The following is a 14,416-nucleotide window of genomic DNA, read 5'->3' as shown; positions in this document are numbered from 1 at the left end:
GCTTTTCCAATTCATTCAACCGCGCGTAAACAATCGCCAAACGCATTAAAATCCCGCCCCACTCGACATTGCCGCAATCACGCCAACAAACAGGATGGGCTTTATCCATATACCGATAAATGAAAAGAGTAAATCCGAGCCCGGTCATTAATTACGCCAACCATCCACGCCAATTCAATCAATGAATATCACAGCCATCCTTTCGGTCACAAACGGGGTATTTATTCAAAAATCGGGAAAGCATATCTTGACCATGGCAAAGCCAGAAAATATCATCGCCCTGCCATGTATCTCGCCATTTCGCCAAAACGCGTATTCAAACAAATAGCGAATTACATCGCATCAATGCCGTAGCTGTTCTCATCAATCCAATTCGAAGGAGTAGCAATATGGCAAACACCCTTCTCCCCAATCAATTCCTCGGCATCAATCAATATCTGATGTCGACCAACGGCGCCTACCAGATGATTCTGCAAAGCGACGGCAATCTGGTGCTGTACCGGATGGCCAATCACCACGCGCTTTGGGCGTCGAACACCAACGGCAAGGACGCGATGCGCGCCATCATGCAGACCGACGGCAACTTCGTGCTGTACGACTTCCACGGCAAACCGCTGTGGGCCAGCGGCACCAATGGCAAGCCGGGCTCCTTCATCACGATGCAGGACGACGGCAATCTGGTGATCTACGAGCCCAAGATTCCGGTCTGGGCGTCCAACACCGCGCAATAAGCCCGAAGGCGGTCTATGTCCGGCTGGCCGCAACGGCCAGCCGCTGCAATTCGCCGCGCATCTCCAGCATCAGCCGCCACAGGCTTTCCGCGGCCGGCGACAGCGTGCGGTTTCGGCGCCGTATCAGCACGATGCGGCGGCTGGCGCGCGGCGACAGCGGTTTCGCCAGCAACCGGCAATCGGCCGGCAGCGGCATCGCCAGGCCCGGCGTCACGCTGACGCCTATGCCGGCGGCCACCATGCGGAACACCGAGTTGGAATGGCCGAGCTGCTGGGCCACCGGGCAATCCAGCCCGTGGCGAAGCAGCAGCTGGTCTATCAGCGGCCGACTGCCGGAACTGCCGTCCAGCAGCACCAGCGGCTCGCCGTCCAGCTGCCGCCACGCCACCTCTTCTTGCTCCGCCAAGCGGTGATCGACGCGGCACACCAGCCAGAAGTCGTCGACCAGCACCGTTTCCTGCTCCAGGTCGTCGGCCGGCTCCGGCTCGACCACCAGGCCGAAATCGACGGTGCCGTCGCGGACAGCCTCGACATTGAGGCGCTGCACCTGGTCTTGCAGATGCAGGCTCAATTGCGGATAACGCGTCCGGCTGGCAGCGATGATGGCCGGCATCAGGCTGGCCGACAGCGTCGGACTGCTGGCGACGTGGACGCTGCCCATCGCCTGCCCGCCCTCCTTGCGCGCCGTCGCCAGCACCTCGTCCAGTTCATCGAGCGCGCGGGCCAGCTTGGGCAGCAGCCTGCGGCCGGCGGCGGTCGGCACCACCTCGCGGGTGGTGCGGTCCAACAGCCTGAGCGCCAGCGTCTCTTCCAGTTCCCGCACCGCGCGGCTGACCGCCGGCTGCGTCAATCCCAGCTCGTCGCCGGCCCGGCTGAATCCGCCGTGCTCGGCCACCTTGCGGAACACCCGCAATTGCCGCAGCGTGTAATTCATAAATTCAACTCATTAATTGATCATACAAATGCATTTGTATTCTTAATTGAGCTGCGCTTCAATATCGGCATCGATACCCCCCCACCGGACCGCCGATGCCCAAACTGCTGGATTCGTTCACGCTCGCGCTGATCGCCACCGTCGCGCTGGCCAGCCTGCTGCCCTGCTCCGGCGAGGCCGCGCAGATTTTCAACCTCGCCACCAATCTGGCGATCGGCCTGCTGTTCTTCCTGCACGGCGCCAAACTGTCGCGCGAGGCCGTGCTGGCCGGCATTGGCCACTGGCGGCTGCATCTGACGGTGCTGGCCTGCACCTTCGGCCTGTTCCCGCTGCTGGGCCTGCTGCTCAGGCCGGCGTTGACGCCGCTGGTGACGCCGGAGCTGTATCTGGGCGTGCTGTATCTGTGCATGCTGCCGTCCACCGTCCAGTCGTCGATCGCCTTCACCTCGATGGCCCAGGGCAATGTGCCGGCCGCCATCTGCAGCGCCACCGCCTCGAATCTGCTGGGCATCTTCATCACGCCGCTGCTGGTCGGCTGGCTGGTGATCGACCATGGCAGCGCGGCCCAGCAGATGGGCTCGGCGCTGGACATCGTCTATCAGCTGTTGCTGCCCTTCGTGGCTGGCCAGATCGCCCGCCGCTGGATAGGCGGCTGGGTGGACAGACACAAGGGCTTGCTGAAATACGTCGATCAGGGATCCATCCTGATGGTCGTGTACACCGCCTTCAGCGCGGCGGTGATCAGCGGCCTGTGGCGGCAGACGCCGCCGGCGGCGTTGGCCGGCCTGCTGGCGGTCGACGGCATCCTGCTGGCGCTGCTGCTGGCGCTGACCTCGCTGGCAGGGCGCAAGCTTGGCTTCACGCGCGAGGACCGGATCACCATATTGTTCTGCGGCTCGAAGAAAAGCCTGGCCAGCGGCGTGCCCATGGCCAAGGTGCTGTTCGCCGGCCACGCGATCGGCGCCATCGTGCTGCCGCTGATGCTGTTCCATCAGATCCAGTTGATGGTGTGCGCGATGCTGGCTCAACGCTATCGCCGCAGCCGGCCGCGCCCGGCGCAAGCCTGACCGGCGCCAGGCGGTTGCGCCCCCGCGTCCTCCGTCATCGATAATCTTCACGAAAACAGCCGACGAACGCATCGTCCGCGAACTTGCCGCGCCCGCGCCGCTCAAACGGCGAGCACCGGCCGCCTCACGGCGGACCGCCCGTGAAACGCCGGGGACGCGCCTTCGCCGGCAAGCGTCCCGCTCCGCAACTTCCGTCATGTCGAAATCGATGAGCCAGCCCCACCGTTCCGTCTGCCTCGAACTCAGCCCGCCCTACCTCGTCGACGGCGCGCCCGCGCGCTTTCAGTCGCTGTGGCTGCTGGCCCGGCTTTACTACGCCAGCCTGTACGAGGACGGCGCGCTGCCCGCCGCCGCGCTGCGCCTGCGCTTTCCCGGCAACCACGCGATACGTATGCTGGTTTCGCGCGCCTTCGCCGACTTCGCCCGCTGGGGCGTCGAGGCCGGCTGGGGAGCGCCGCAGGCGACGCCGGTCGCGCTGCTGAACCCGGCCGGACGCAGCCGCGGTCCGTTCTGGCTGCCTATGGCCAGCCGCCAGCGGCTGAGCCTGCTGATCAACGGCAGGCCGGCGGAACGCGCCCAGCTGGAACAGTTTCTCGATCTGCGGCCGGAGGCGCTGGCCGCCGACGGCAGCCCGCTGGACGAGTTGATGCAGGACCTGGACTACTGGAGCCAGCTGACCCAGGCGATGCGCGACGAGCGCGACGGCCGGGGCCGACTGGCCGGGCGCCAGGCCGCGGTGGCCTTCCACGCCGCCAGCGAGGCCGCCCACAACGATTTCCAGCACGCGCTGGCCCTGGTGAAGGAAAGCCTGGCCTGGCGGCGCAGCGCCCAGCTGGACGACAGCCGGATGGCGTTGAAAAAACTGGGACGGGCGCTGGCCGGCAGCCGCTTCGACAGCGCCCAGCCGACCTTTGCCGCGATGGCCCGAATCGCCGAAGCCTGGGACTGCTACGCCCGCGGCGAGGCGGCCGCCGCCGAAGCCTGCCTCGCCCAGCTGCGCGCCTCGCCCGACCTGCAGCCGGTGTTCCGCTACAACCCCCGCGTCCGTTTCGAATGCCTGAACCTGAGCGCGCTGCTGCACAAGCAGGCCGCGCTCGGCGACGGCAGCCCGCAGCGGGCGCAGGCGGCGCTGCAGGCGCTGGCAGGCGCGCTGGAAGCGGCCTACGAGGCCGATTCGATAGACTCTGCCCAGCATGTGGCGGCCAATATCGGCTGGTGCCTGTGGCTGTTCTGGCAACAGCGGCTGATAGACGGCGGACGGGCGCAGGCGACGGAGGCGATGCAGCGCCAGGCGATACGCTGGCTGGGCCTGTCCGAATGGATTTGCGACCGTTTCGGCGGCGGCAACGGCTCGGCCTGGAACACCGTGTTCCTGCTGCGCATCGCCCGCGGGAACTGCGCGCCCGCCCTCCATCCGACGCTGCGCGGCTTCCGCGCCCAGCGGCCCCTGCCGCCGGCTCAGCTGGAGCGTATCCTCCGGCTCAGCCCCCGGCCGTTTGCCGCCGCCAAAGGCGATGGCGGCTGGGCGCTGCTGGCGGCGCTGACGCTGGAGGAGCACGATCAGGGCCGGCTGCCGTTGACGCCGCTGCAGTTGGCCAATCTGCTGCTGGAGGCGCTATGGTTCCAGACCTGGGAACAGGGCGTCAGCCACGAGGCCTGCGACAGCGCCGCGCGGCTGATGCAATTGCTGCCGCAACTGCGGCGCAACGAGCGCAGCTTCTTCCGCGCCGAACTGGCCGCGCTGCCGCAGGAATTGCTGGAGACTTGAACCGGCGCCGAGGCCGGCGAACCCCGCGGCCCCGCCGCGGGGTGGGCGGCGGCGATGGCCTCGCCGACTCACAAGTCGCCTAGCCAGGCCTTTTCCTTCAACTGCTTCAATTCGTCGCGTATGCTCGCCGCCCGCTCGAACTCCAGGTTGCGCGCCGCCTCCAGCATCTCCTTCTCCAGCCGCTTGATTTCCTTGGCCAGCGACTTCTCGTCCATCATCGCCACCTTGGCCTGGTCCACCAGCTTCTTGCGTTCGGCCTCGACGCTGTAGACGCCGTCTATGATGTCCTTGACCTTCTTCTCGACGCCCTTCGGCGTGATGCCGTGCTCGGCGTTGAACGCGATCTGCTTGGCGCGGCGGCGCTCGGTCTCGTCCATCGCCCGCTTCATCGAGTCGGTGATCCGGTCCGCGTACAGCAGCGCCTTGCCGTTCAGGTTCCGCGCGGCGCGGCCTATGGTCTGGATCAGGCTGCGCTCGGAACGCAGGAAGCCTTCCTTGTCGGCGTCCAGTATCGCCACCAGGCTGACTTCCGGAATATCCAGGCCCTCGCGCAGCAGGTTGATGCCTATCAGCACGTCGAACATGCCCAGACGCAGGTCGCGGATGATCTCCACCCGTTCGACGGTGTCGATATCGCTGTGCAGATAGCGCACCTTGACGCCGTGCTCGGTGTAGTAGTCGGCCAGTTGCTCGGCCATCCGCTTGGTCAGCGTGGTGACCAGCACCCGCTCGCCGCGCTCCATCCGGTCGCGGATCTCGGACAGCAGATCGTCGACCTGGGTCGCCACCGGACGGATCTCGATCTCGGGATCGACCAGGCCGGTCGGCCGCACCACCTGTTCGACCACCTGGCCGGCGTGCTCCTTCTCGTACACCGCAGGCGTCGCCGAAACGAAAACGGTCTGCGGCATCAGCTTCTCGAACTCGTGGAATTTCAGCGGCCGGTTGTCGGCGGCCGACGGCAGCCGGAAGCCGTACTCGACCAGATTGGCCTTGCGCGCCGCGTCGCCCTTGTACATCGCGCCGACCTGCGGCACGGTGACGTGGCTCTCGTCTATGAACATCAGCGCGTTCTTCGGCAGGTAGTCGATCAAGGTCGGCGGCGGATCGCCGGGACCTCGGCCGGAGAAGTGGCGAGAGTAGTTTTCGATGCCCTTGCAGAAGCCCATCTCGTACAACATTTCCAGGTCGAAGCGCGTGCGCTGCTCGATGCGCTGCGCCTCGACCAGCTTGCCCTCCTTCTGATACCACTCGATGCGGTGGCGCAGCTCGTCCTTGATCTGCTCGCAGGCGCGGACCACGGTGTCGCGCGGCGTCACGTAGTGGCTGGAAGGGAAAACGGTGTAGCGGCCGACGCGTTGCTTGGTGGCGCCGGTCAACGGATCGAACAGCGTCAGCGTTTCAACTTCGTCGTCGAACAGGCTGACGCGCAAGGCGGTGTCGCTGCTTTCCGCCGGATAGATGTCGATCACGTCGCCGCGGACGCGGAAGGTGCCGCGGCCGAAGTCCAGGTCGTTGCGGCTGTACTGCATCGTCGTCAGCCGGCTGATGATGTCGCGCTGCGGCGTGCGCTCGCCCTCCTTCAGATGCAGGATCATCTGGTGGTAATCGGACGGATCGCCGATACCGTAGATCGCCGACACCGTCGCCACGATGATGCAGTCCGGCCGCTCCAGTATCGATTTGGTCGCCGACAAGCGCATCTGCTCGATGTGCTCGTTGATGCTGGAGTCCTTCTCGATGAACAGATCGCGGCTGGGCACGTAGGCTTCCGGCTGATAGTAGTCGTAGTAGGAGACGAAGTACTCGACCGCGTTGTGCGGGAAGAACTCGCGCATCTCGCTGTACAGCTGCGCGGCCAGCGTCTTGTTGTGCGCCATGATGATGGCCGGCCTGCCGGTGCGGGCGATGACGTTGGCCATCGTGTAGGTCTTGCCGGAGCCGGTGACGCCCAGCAGCGTCTGGTAGGACAGGCCGTCGGACAGGCCCTCCACCAGTTTTTCGATGGCGGACGGCTGGTCGCCGGCCGGCGGGAAGGGCTGGTTCAGCTGGAACGGGCTGTCGGGGAAGGTCAGCAGCATGGCGGGCGATCGAGGTGGCGAAACCGCCGATTTTACGCCTGTCCGCCGCCAATCTCACCCCCTGTCGACGAGCGCGGCCGCGAGCCCCGCCGGCCGGGGCCGAAGACAAGTCCCGGCGCCCCTTTTTTTGCACTATACAGACGCGGAACATTGTTTAAAATGCAAACAGGGCGCCAATAGCAGATGCTGCGAATGATGCCGACATCTTGTCGGAATTTAGCGACAAATGCCCACGGAATGGCGTCCGCATTCCTCCAAATAAGCGCACATGATGGAGTGACGCATGATCAAGAAAATCGCAAGCCTGCTGGTATCGGCGGCCCTGGCCATGCCGGTGCTGGCGGCTTCGCCGAAGGGCGTGATGGTGGCCAGCGAAATGTCCGGCTACACCGTCCCCAGGCTCAATTCCCACTCGGTGCTGGTGCTCAACAGCGTCACCGGCGAAACCCTGTACGAAAAGAACTCCCACCAGCGCATGCCGATCGCGTCGATCAGCAAGCTGATGACGGCGATGGTGCTGCTCGATTCAGGCGTGTCGCTCGACCAGCTGGTCACGGTGTCGGACGCCGAGATCGACCGGCTGAAGCACACCACCTCCCGGCTGGCGGTCGGCACCACGCTCAGCCGGCAGGAGATGCTGCTGCTGGCGCTGATGTCGTCGGAAAACCGCGCCGCCGCGACGCTGGCGCGCACCACCTATCCCGGCGGCACCCCGGCCTTCGTCGAACGCATGAATATGAAGGCCCGCAGCCTGGGCATGGTCGAAACGGTGTTCCACGACCCGACCGGCCTGGACGTGCGCAATACCTCGACCGCCTCCGATCTGGCCAAGATGGTGCGCGCCGCGCAGCAGTATCCGCTGATCCGCGAATTCACCACCACCGAGCGTCACCAGATCCTGTCGGCGCGCAACCGCGTGCTGCAGTACAAGAACAGCAACGCGCTGGTGCGCGAGGGCGACTGGGACATCGCGGTGCAGAAGACCGGCTACATCCAGGAGGCCGGCCGCTGCATGGTGCTGCAGGCCGTCGTCGGCTCGCAGCCGCTGGTCATCGTGCTGCTGGACGCCGGCGCCAGTTCCGCCCGCGTCAACGACGCCAAGAACATCCGGACCTGGCTGGAGGCCCACCCGGGCAGCTGGCTGGCCGGCTGATCCCTACGCCGGACCATCAAGCCGCCCTCCGCATCGGACGGGCGGCTTTTTCATGCGATACTGGTCCGCCATCTGATTGCCGGAGCCGCTCTTGAACATCCGCATCACCCCCGCCCAGCCGCAGGACGCGGCCGACATCCACCGCTTCATCACCGAACTGGCCGTCTACGAGCGCGCCGAACACGAGGTGAAGGCCGGCGTCGCCGACATCGAGGCCACGCTGTTCGGCCCCGACGCCGCCGCGCGGGCGCTGCTGTGCCGCGTCGACGGCGAGCTGGCCGGCTTCGCCGTGTATTTCTTCAGCTACTCCACCTGGCTGGGCAAGAACGGCCTGTATCTGGAAGACCTGTACGTCACGCCGGAAATGCGCGGGTCCGGCGCGGGCAAGGCGCTGCTGCGCCACCTGGCACGACTGGCCTGCGAACAGGACTGCGGCCGCTTCGAATGGAGCGTGCTGGACTGGAACCAGCCGGCGATAGATTTCTATCAAGCGATAGGCGCGGCCCCGCAGTCGGAATGGGTGCGCTACCGCCTGGCCGGCCAGGCGCTGCGCGACTTCGCCTACGGCGAGGCGCAGGGGACCGGCTGACCGGCCCTGACAATGCGCCACAAGCCGGTGCAATGGTGCGCGCCCAGCCTGACGCCGCGGTCCGACAGCCGCGAGGTATAGACGCCGTACAGCGAGCCCGGCCGGCTCCGGCTGCCGCAGCTGTCCAGAAAGCCTCCCTGGCCGTGGTTCCTGCCGTTCAGCAGCCTGACCGCCTCTCCTATCCGTATCTTGCCGTCGTCCTCCACCGCGGCGTCGGCGAACAGATGCCAGGTCTGCGGCTCGCCCAGCGGGCCGCCGACCTGCGGCGTGGTGCCGACCAGGTAGAGTTCCGGCGGCGCGGCCTGGCCGAAAACCGCCAGGTAGCCGCCGTCGTCCCGATGCAGATTGAACAGATGGACCGGGTCGCAGCTGAGCACTTCTGCGCCCGTCGGCTTGCCGCCGGCCGATTCGACGCGCCAGCTGCCGGAGCCGTTGTCGCGGTTCGGCGAGACCGCCGTCTGCACGCCCAGCCTGGCGTCGGGAGGCAGCTCCCGGCGCTCGCAGCCATCGAGATAGCCGCCGTTGAAATTGGCATAGCCGTTGATCAGCCGGATGGTGTCCCCATACCTCAGCACGTCCGCCATGGCCTGCCCTCCTTGATCGGATGAAGAGCGTCCACCATACGCCAGCCGGCCGCCGCCCCATGCTGGCCGACCAGACAGGCGGCGCCCGTCGCGCCGCCCAAGCGCGCCTCAATCGTCCTGCCGCTGCCTCAGCTCCAGCAGATTGCCGGCGGGGTCGCGGACGAAGAGCTGGCTCAGTTCGGCCGCGGCGACGTTGCGCTGGCCGAAGAAGTCTATCCCCCGACGCCTCAGCTCTTCGGCCGCCTGCTCCAGGCTGGCCACCGTCAGCGCCAGGTGGTTGCAGACCGGGTCCCTGCCCTCGCCCTGCGCGTACGGCGACACGCCGTCATTGCCCATGATGTGCAACTGGGTGGCGTCCGGCATCTCCAGAAAATAGCCGGGCACGCCCGGAATGTGCCAGCGTCCCGGATCGGCCGGCAGGCCGAATACCTGCCGGTAGAAATCATGCATGGGCCCCACCAGTTGCTTGGGCACGCTGAAACCGACATGGTGCAACTCCCTTACTTGAATCGACATTGGCTTCTCCTTTTCCAATAAGCCGTTCAAATAATACGCCAAACATATAATTAGTCAAGCTAACAAAATGGTCGACGAATCAAATTGGCGCGCCACCGCTTTTCCGCTAGCATCCCCGGCTATCCAGTCTTCTCCTCATCGCCGCCATCATGCCGACCCCAGCCGATCCGACCTCCTTCGCCGACACCGACGCCGGCCGCCTGATGGCCCCGCACCTGCGCCTGCTGGCGGCCACCGCGGCGCCGGACACCCCGGCAGACGCCGCGGCCGCCGGCCTGCTGCTGCTCTGGCTCGGCGACGACGTGCTGCAGCGGCTGAACGGGAAGCTGGCCGGCTCCGGCCTGTCGGAAAACAAATTGCAGGTCTTGCTGCAGTTCCGCCTGTTCGAGGATGGCCTGCTGGGCGAGGAAGCGCCGACGCCGTCCAGCATCGCCGATTATTTCGGCATCACCCGCGCGTCCGCGACCGGCCTGCTCGACTGGCTGGAGAAGCGCGGCCTGATCGCCCGCTTGCCGCATCCGACGGACCGGCGCAGCCTGAGGCTGCGGATGACCGATCAGGCGCGCGGCCTGCTGGCCGACACCCTGCCCGGCTTCTGGCGCGCCTGCGCCGAATTGAGCGACGGCCTGGACCTCGAGGAGCGGCGCCAGCTGCTGCGCCTGCTCGGCAAAGTCTGGAACCGGGTCAAGCCCTGACGCCGCCCAGCGGCAGCAGTCGCGCCGCATCGACGCCGACGCCTATCTCGCCGCCTACGCGCAGGCCATCGCCCTGCGCCGCCGCCTCGCGCGCCGACAAGGTCAGCGTCAAGGCGCCGGCCAGCGCCTCCACCCTCAGCCTGACGCCGTCGGCCAGCCGTGCCAGCTCGACGATGCGCGCCGGCGGTTGATCGGGCCCCAACAGCAGCGCCTGCGGCGGCACGACGGCGCCGTCCCACACATTGTCGTAGCCGATGAAGCGCGCCAGCCAGCCGTCGGCCGGCGCGGCCAGCATGTCCTCCGGCGTCGCGCATTGCAACAGCCGGCCGTCCTTCAGCACCGCCACCTTGTCGGCCAGCGCGAAGGCCTCGTCGCGATCGTGGGTGACGATGATGGCCGGCACGCCCGCCGCGCGCAGCAAGGCGCGGAACTCGCGCTGCAGCTGGCGGCGCAGGTCGGCGTCCAGACTGGAGAACGGCTCGTCCAGCAGCAGGAGCCGCGGCCGCGTCGCCAGCGCGCGCGCCAGCGCGACCCGTTGCTGCTCGCCGCCGGACAGCGTCCACACCTTGCGGCCGCCGTGCTCGGCCAGTCCCACCCGCGCCAGCATCGTCCGCGCCTGGACGGCGGCGTCGCGCCGGGCCACGCCCTGCTCGATCAGGCCGAACATCACATTGCCCAGCGCGTCCAGATGCGGGAACAGCGCGAAATCCTGGAACATCAGCGCGAAGCCGCGCCGTTCCGGCGGCACGCGCGCCAGATCCTCGCCGTCGAAGGCCAACTCGCCGGCATCGGGCCGCTCCAGCCCGGCTATCATCTTCAGAAGCGTGCTCTTGCCGCAGCCGGACGGCCCCAGCAGCGCCAGCGTCTCGCCGGCGGCCACCGTCAGCGAAACGCCGTCGGCCACCACGCGCGCGCCGAAGCGCTTATTCAGGTTTTGCAGCGTCAGCACCGCCGTCCTCCCCGTTGCCGGCGCCGCCGGCGGTTTCTATGATCCGGAACGCGGCCAGCGCCAGCAGCATCAGCAGACAGGCGAGCTGCATCGCCGCGTCGGCGTTGGCGGCGCCTGGCCGTCCCAGCCGCTGGTAGATCAGCGTGGTCAGCGTCAGCCATTCCGGCCGCGACAGGAACAGCGTGACGGCGAACTCGCCGACTGCCGTGGCGGCGGCGAAGGCCAGGCCGCGCCGCAGGGCCGGCCGCAGCAGCGGCCATTGCACGCGGCGGAACACCCGCCAGCGGTTGGCGCCCAGGCTGCGCGCGGCATCGCCCCAGTGCGGCGGCTGGCCGTCCAGCGCCGTCAGCAGCGCCTTGGCGACGAAGGGATAGGCCAAGAGCGCGTAGGCCGCCAGCAGCAGGGCCAGCGCCGCGCTCCATTGCGGATACAGCAGCAGCAGGCCGAAGGCCACGCACACCGGCGAGGCGACGAAAGGCAGGAAGATCGCGGCGCGCAAGGCCAGGCTGCGGCCGCAGGCCAGCGCGTGGGCCAGGCCCAGCGCGCCGGCCGCCAGCACGGTCAGGCCGGTGAAGCGGGCGCTGTTCCACAGCGCCAGCCGGACCTCGTCGTCCCATAGCGCCAGCCAGCTGGACGTCGCCGTCAGGCCGCGCCACAACACCGCCAGCAACGGCAGGCCGGCGAACAGCAGCAGCGCGGCCAGCGCGGCGAACAGCGCCAGCCTCTCAGCCGGACTCCGCACCGGCCGCCGCGGCAGCGGCTCGACCTTGGCCGCCGTCGCCAGCCGCCGCGCCAGCCAGGCGTAGCACGCGGCGATGCCGCCGCAGACCGCCAACACCAGCAGCGCCAGCGCGCCGGCGTCGGCCAGGTTCAACTCGTAGGCGACCAGCGTGTAGATCTCCACTTCCAAGGTCGCGTAGCGCTGGCCGCCGAGGATCAGCGCCAGGCCGAAGCCGGAGAAGCAGTACAGGAAGACCAGGCACAGGCTGGACAGCAGCCACGGCAGCGCCGCCGGCCACTCGACCCGCCAGAACGCCCGCCACGGCGACGCCCCCAGCGTGCGCGCGGCGGCCAGCCGGCTGGCCGGCACCTGGGCGAAGCCGTCGCAGCCGGCGCGCACCACCAGCGGCAGATTGAAGAACAGATTGCCGTACAGCAGCAGCCACGGCGTATCCTGCAGATCGACGCCCAGCAGGCCCTGCGGACCGAACAGCGCCAGCACGCCCATCGCCGCCACCAGCGTCGGCATCACGAAGGGCAGCAACAGCAGGCGCAGCAGCGCCGCGCGGCCGGGAAAACGGTAGCGCGCCAGCAGCCAGGCCAGCGGTACGCCCAGCGCCAGGCAGGCCAGGCAGCTGGCCGCGGCCTGGCCCAGCGACCACAGCAGGCGCCAGCGCAGATAGGGATCGGCCAGCAGGCCGGAACTGAACTGCAGGCCGCCCTCGGCCAGCAGCCGGAGCAGCGGCGCGACGGCCAGCGCCAGCAGGAACGACAAAGGCAGTCCGGCCAGCATGGCCCGGGGAACGGCGGACTGCCTCAAACAGCGGCTCCCGGCAACGGCCAGTCGGCCGTCAGCACATCCTCGCAGCCGTCGTCGTCGCGCACCTGGCCCGCCTTGGCGAAACCCAGCTGCGCGGCCAGCGCCTGCGACGGCAGATTGTCCGGCGCGATGGACAGGACCAGCCGCGACACGCCGCCCTGCGCCGCCGCCCAGCCGGCCATCGCCAGCAGCGCCTCGCGGGCGTAGCCCAGGCGGCGGAAGGCCGGGTAGACCGTATAGCCGAGCTCGACGTCGCCGTAGCCGTTCAGATACGGGTGGCCGGGCAAGGTGTGGAAGTTGATGTGGCCGACCATGGCCAGATCGTCGCGACGCAGCAGCGCCCGCACCGACCACGGCGCGTAGCGCGGCTCTTCGGCCATGTCGGCGAGGCGGACTTCCATCAGCGCCGCCTCCTCCAGCCAGCTTTCGGCCGGCCGGGCGCCCAGGCGCTCGGCGGCGGCGACTGCGTCGCCGCTCAGGCAGGCCCGCAGGCAATCGGCGTCCAGATGGCGCAGGATCAGCCGGGAACTGACGATGTCGTTTATCTTCATTGAGGCTCCGCGATGATGGGACAGCGGCTCAGACGCCCGATTTCAGCACCACCCGCGTCCAGCGGGCAATCCAGCCGCGCTGCTTGGCGGCCAGCGTCGCGTTGTCCGGCGTGTCGTGCGCCGACGGCTGCGGCGCGTGCCTGAACACCGGGTCCAGCGCGACGCGCTCCGACACCGGATACATCCACATCCGCGTCGGGATGTCCTTCTGTACCGTGTCCGAGCGCAGGAAGGCGATGAAGCGCTCGGCCAGCTTGGCCTCCTTGCCGCCGTTGACCAGCGCCGCGCCCTCGACCTGGCGGAACACCGTACCCGGCAACAGCAGATTGCCGGTCGGCGCTTCGTTCAGTTTTTCCTTGCTGTAGAACACCTCGGCCGCCGGGCTGGTGGCGTAGCTGACCACGATGGGCCGCCCGCCGCCGTTCTTGGAGAAATCGGTGTAATAGGCCTCGGTCCAGCCCTTGCTGACCTTGACGCCGTTGTCGCGCAGCCTGCCCCACAACGCGAAGGCCTTGTCCTCGCCCAAGGCGTGTATGGTCGCGGCCAGGAAAGCCAGGCCGGGGCTGGAGGTGGCAGGATTCTCGACCGCCAGCAGATTCTTGTAGGCCGGCAGCGCCAGATCGTTCAGGCTCTTCGGCAGCGGCAGCTTGTTCTTGGCGAACCAGGCCTTGTCGTAGTTCAGCGTCACATAGCCGTAGTCGACGGCGGCGGCGCCCGGCAGGCTCACCTTGCCGCCCTTCGCCAACTCCGCCGGCAGCGGCGCCAGCGCGCCGGCCTGCTCGGCCTTGCCCATCAGGCTGTTGTCCAGGCCGAACACCACGTCGGCGATCGGATTGGACTTGGTCAGGATCAACTTGTTGACCATCTCGCCGGCGTCGCCGGCCTTGATGATGGACACCTTGGCGCCGGTCTCCTTCTCGAAGGCGGCGAGCAGCGGCTTGTCGACGCTGAACGAGCTGTGCGCCAGCACGCGCAGTTCGGCGGCGTGGACGGACAGGCCGGACAGGCCCAGGGCGGCGGCGACAAGCGTGGGAATGAACTTCATCAAACTCTCCGTGCGTGGACGACGGAGCAAGCGGGCCGGCGGGACGGCGCCCGCGCATCACGCTCCCTCCGCTGGCATGACCCAGATCAGGTTCTCAGGGTGTCTCTCAGCCCGCGTTGCGGGCACCCCCGGTGACAGGGCGCCAGTATAGCCCAGATGAGCAAACAACTTAACACTCTGACCCCCTCGCTTAATACCGCAGCGAAAACCGAC

General features: G+C 67.6%; 14 protein-coding genes and 1 riboswitch. Of the genes, 6 read left to right on the top strand and 8 right to left on the bottom strand.

The annotated features are described in order from the left end of the window. Positions 1 to 389 precede the first annotated feature (389 nt). The gene (locus WNM05_RS08630) at positions 390 to 731 is read left to right on the top strand and encodes a hypothetical protein (RefSeq protein WP_434634177.1); all 342 of its coding nucleotides are present in this window, start codon (positions 390 to 392) and stop codon (positions 729 to 731) included. 13 nt (positions 732 to 744) lie between these two features. Here WNM05_RS08630 and WNM05_RS08625 read toward each other — a convergent pair whose 3' ends face one another. Further along, positions 745 to 1,665 carry a LysR family transcriptional regulator gene (locus tag WNM05_RS08625; RefSeq protein ID WP_434634176.1) on the bottom strand — a complete coding sequence of 307 codons (921 nt, stop codon included), beginning with the start codon at positions 1,663 to 1,665 and terminating at the stop codon, positions 745 to 747. Between the two features lie 95 nt (positions 1,666 to 1,760). On the opposite strand from WNM05_RS08625, the gene WNM05_RS08620 reads away from it, so the two are divergent. Beyond that, positions 1,761 to 2,732 carry a bile acid:sodium symporter family protein gene (locus WNM05_RS08620; RefSeq protein WP_434634174.1) on the top strand — a complete coding sequence of 324 codons (972 nt, stop codon included), beginning with the start codon at positions 1,761 to 1,763 and terminating at the stop codon, positions 2,730 to 2,732. 196 nt (positions 2,733 to 2,928) lie between these two features. After that, positions 2,929 to 4,500: a hypothetical protein gene (locus WNM05_RS08615; RefSeq protein WP_434634173.1), complete on the top strand. Its 1,572-nt coding sequence runs from the start codon at positions 2,929 to 2,931 to the stop codon at positions 4,498 to 4,500. Between the two features lie 68 nt (positions 4,501 to 4,568). Here the strand turns inward: WNM05_RS08615 and uvrB are convergent, their stop codons facing one another. Further along, positions 4,569 to 6,581, bottom strand: a complete 2,013-nt coding sequence (gene uvrB, locus WNM05_RS08610) for an excinuclease ABC subunit UvrB (protein WP_434634172.1) — start codon at positions 6,579 to 6,581, stop codon at positions 4,569 to 4,571. 283 nt (positions 6,582 to 6,864) lie between these two features. On the opposite strand from uvrB, the gene WNM05_RS08605 reads away from it, so the two are divergent. After that, positions 6,865 to 7,734: a serine hydrolase gene (locus tag WNM05_RS08605; RefSeq protein ID WP_434634171.1), complete on the top strand. Its 870-nt coding sequence runs from the start codon at positions 6,865 to 6,867 to the stop codon at positions 7,732 to 7,734. Between the two features lie 91 nt (positions 7,735 to 7,825). Next, positions 7,826 to 8,323: a GNAT family N-acetyltransferase gene (locus WNM05_RS08600; protein WP_434634170.1), complete on the top strand. Its 498-nt coding sequence runs from the start codon at positions 7,826 to 7,828 to the stop codon at positions 8,321 to 8,323. Here WNM05_RS08600 and WNM05_RS08595 read toward each other — a convergent pair. Together WNM05_RS08595 and WNM05_RS08590 are read right to left on the bottom strand one after the other, a co-directional pair. After that, complete coding sequence (locus tag WNM05_RS08595; RefSeq protein ID WP_434634169.1) at positions 8,296 to 8,907, bottom strand: hypothetical protein; 612 nt, start codon at positions 8,905 to 8,907, stop codon at positions 8,296 to 8,298. The two genes, WNM05_RS08600 and WNM05_RS08595, sit on opposite strands and share 28 nt — an antisense overlap. A gap of 108 nt (positions 8,908 to 9,015) precedes the next feature. Further along, positions 9,016 to 9,423 carry a VOC family protein gene (locus tag WNM05_RS08590; protein ID WP_434634168.1) on the bottom strand — a complete coding sequence of 136 codons (408 nt, stop codon included), beginning with the start codon at positions 9,421 to 9,423 and terminating at the stop codon, positions 9,016 to 9,018. Between the two features lie 149 nt (positions 9,424 to 9,572). Between WNM05_RS08590 and WNM05_RS08585 the strand changes: the two genes are divergently transcribed. Continuing rightward, positions 9,573 to 10,118, top strand: coding sequence for a MarR family winged helix-turn-helix transcriptional regulator (locus WNM05_RS08585; protein WP_434634166.1), 546 nt, complete (start codon positions 9,573 to 9,575; stop codon positions 10,116 to 10,118). Here WNM05_RS08585 and WNM05_RS08580 read toward each other — a convergent pair. From WNM05_RS08580 to WNM05_RS08565, 4 genes are read right to left on the bottom strand one after another with little or no spacing between them, the layout of a single operon-like run. Further along, the gene (locus tag WNM05_RS08580; RefSeq protein WP_434634164.1) at positions 10,108 to 11,067 is read right to left on the bottom strand and encodes an ABC transporter ATP-binding protein; all 960 of its coding nucleotides are present in this window, start codon (positions 11,065 to 11,067) and stop codon (positions 10,108 to 10,110) included. The genes WNM05_RS08585 and WNM05_RS08580 overlap by 11 nt on opposite strands. Beyond that, entirely contained in the window at positions 11,042 to 12,607 is a 1,566-nt protein-coding gene (locus tag WNM05_RS08575; protein WP_434634163.1) for an ABC transporter permease, read from the bottom strand. Before WNM05_RS08575 ends, WNM05_RS08580 begins: the two co-directional genes overlap by 26 nt. Then, a complete protein-coding gene (locus WNM05_RS08570; protein WP_434634162.1) occupies positions 12,604 to 13,158 on the bottom strand; it encodes a GNAT family N-acetyltransferase in 555 nt (184 codons plus the stop codon). Before WNM05_RS08570 ends, WNM05_RS08575 begins: the two co-directional genes overlap by 4 nt. A 28-nt stretch (positions 13,159 to 13,186) precedes the next feature. Then, on the bottom strand, positions 13,187 to 14,203 hold the full coding sequence (locus WNM05_RS08565) for a thiamine ABC transporter substrate-binding protein (protein ID WP_434634160.1): 1,017 nt from the start codon (positions 14,201 to 14,203) through the stop codon (positions 13,187 to 13,189). Positions 14,204 to 14,248: 45 nt separating this feature from the next. Beyond that, a riboswitch (TPP riboswitch) is annotated at positions 14,249 to 14,343 on the bottom strand. Positions 14,344 to 14,416 lie beyond the last annotated feature (73 nt).

This window comes from Chromobacterium sp. CV08 (assembly GCF_051129845.1).
In the GTDB taxonomy this organism is placed as follows: Bacteria; Pseudomonadota; Gammaproteobacteria; order Burkholderiales; family Chromobacteriaceae; genus Chromobacterium.
This window is presented reverse-complemented; position numbering and strand designations above follow the sequence as displayed.

Excerpts from the sequence above, each read along its gene's own strand:
- WNM05_RS08620 (WP_434634174.1), top strand. The coding sequence starts at position 1,761 with ATGCCCAAACTGCTGGATTCGTTCACGCTCGCGCTGATCGCCACCGTC.
- WNM05_RS08605 (WP_434634171.1), top strand. The coding sequence starts at position 6,865 with ATGATCAAGAAAATCGCAAGCCTGCTGGTATCGGCGGCCCTGGCCATG.
- uvrB (WP_434634172.1), bottom strand. The coding sequence starts at position 6,581 with ATGCTGCTGACCTTCCCCGACAGCCCGTTCCAGCTGAACCAGCCCTTC.
- WNM05_RS08585 (WP_434634166.1), top strand. The coding sequence starts at position 9,573 with ATGCCGACCCCAGCCGATCCGACCTCCTTCGCCGACACCGACGCCGGC.
- WNM05_RS08565 (WP_434634160.1), bottom strand. The coding sequence starts at position 14,203 with ATGAAGTTCATTCCCACGCTTGTCGCCGCCGCCCTGGGCCTGTCCGGC.
- WNM05_RS08590 (WP_434634168.1), bottom strand. The coding sequence starts at position 9,423 with ATGTCGATTCAAGTAAGGGAGTTGCACCATGTCGGTTTCAGCGTGCCC.
- WNM05_RS08615 (WP_434634173.1), top strand. The coding sequence starts at position 2,929 with ATGTCGAAATCGATGAGCCAGCCCCACCGTTCCGTCTGCCTCGAACTC.
- WNM05_RS08595 (WP_434634169.1), bottom strand. The coding sequence starts at position 8,907 with ATGGCGGACGTGCTGAGGTATGGGGACACCATCCGGCTGATCAACGGC.
- WNM05_RS08570 (WP_434634162.1), bottom strand. The coding sequence starts at position 13,158 with ATGAAGATAAACGACATCGTCAGTTCCCGGCTGATCCTGCGCCATCTG.
- WNM05_RS08630 (WP_434634177.1), top strand. The coding sequence starts at position 390 with ATGGCAAACACCCTTCTCCCCAATCAATTCCTCGGCATCAATCAATAT.
- WNM05_RS08625 (WP_434634176.1), bottom strand. The coding sequence starts at position 1,665 with ATGAATTACACGCTGCGGCAATTGCGGGTGTTCCGCAAGGTGGCCGAG.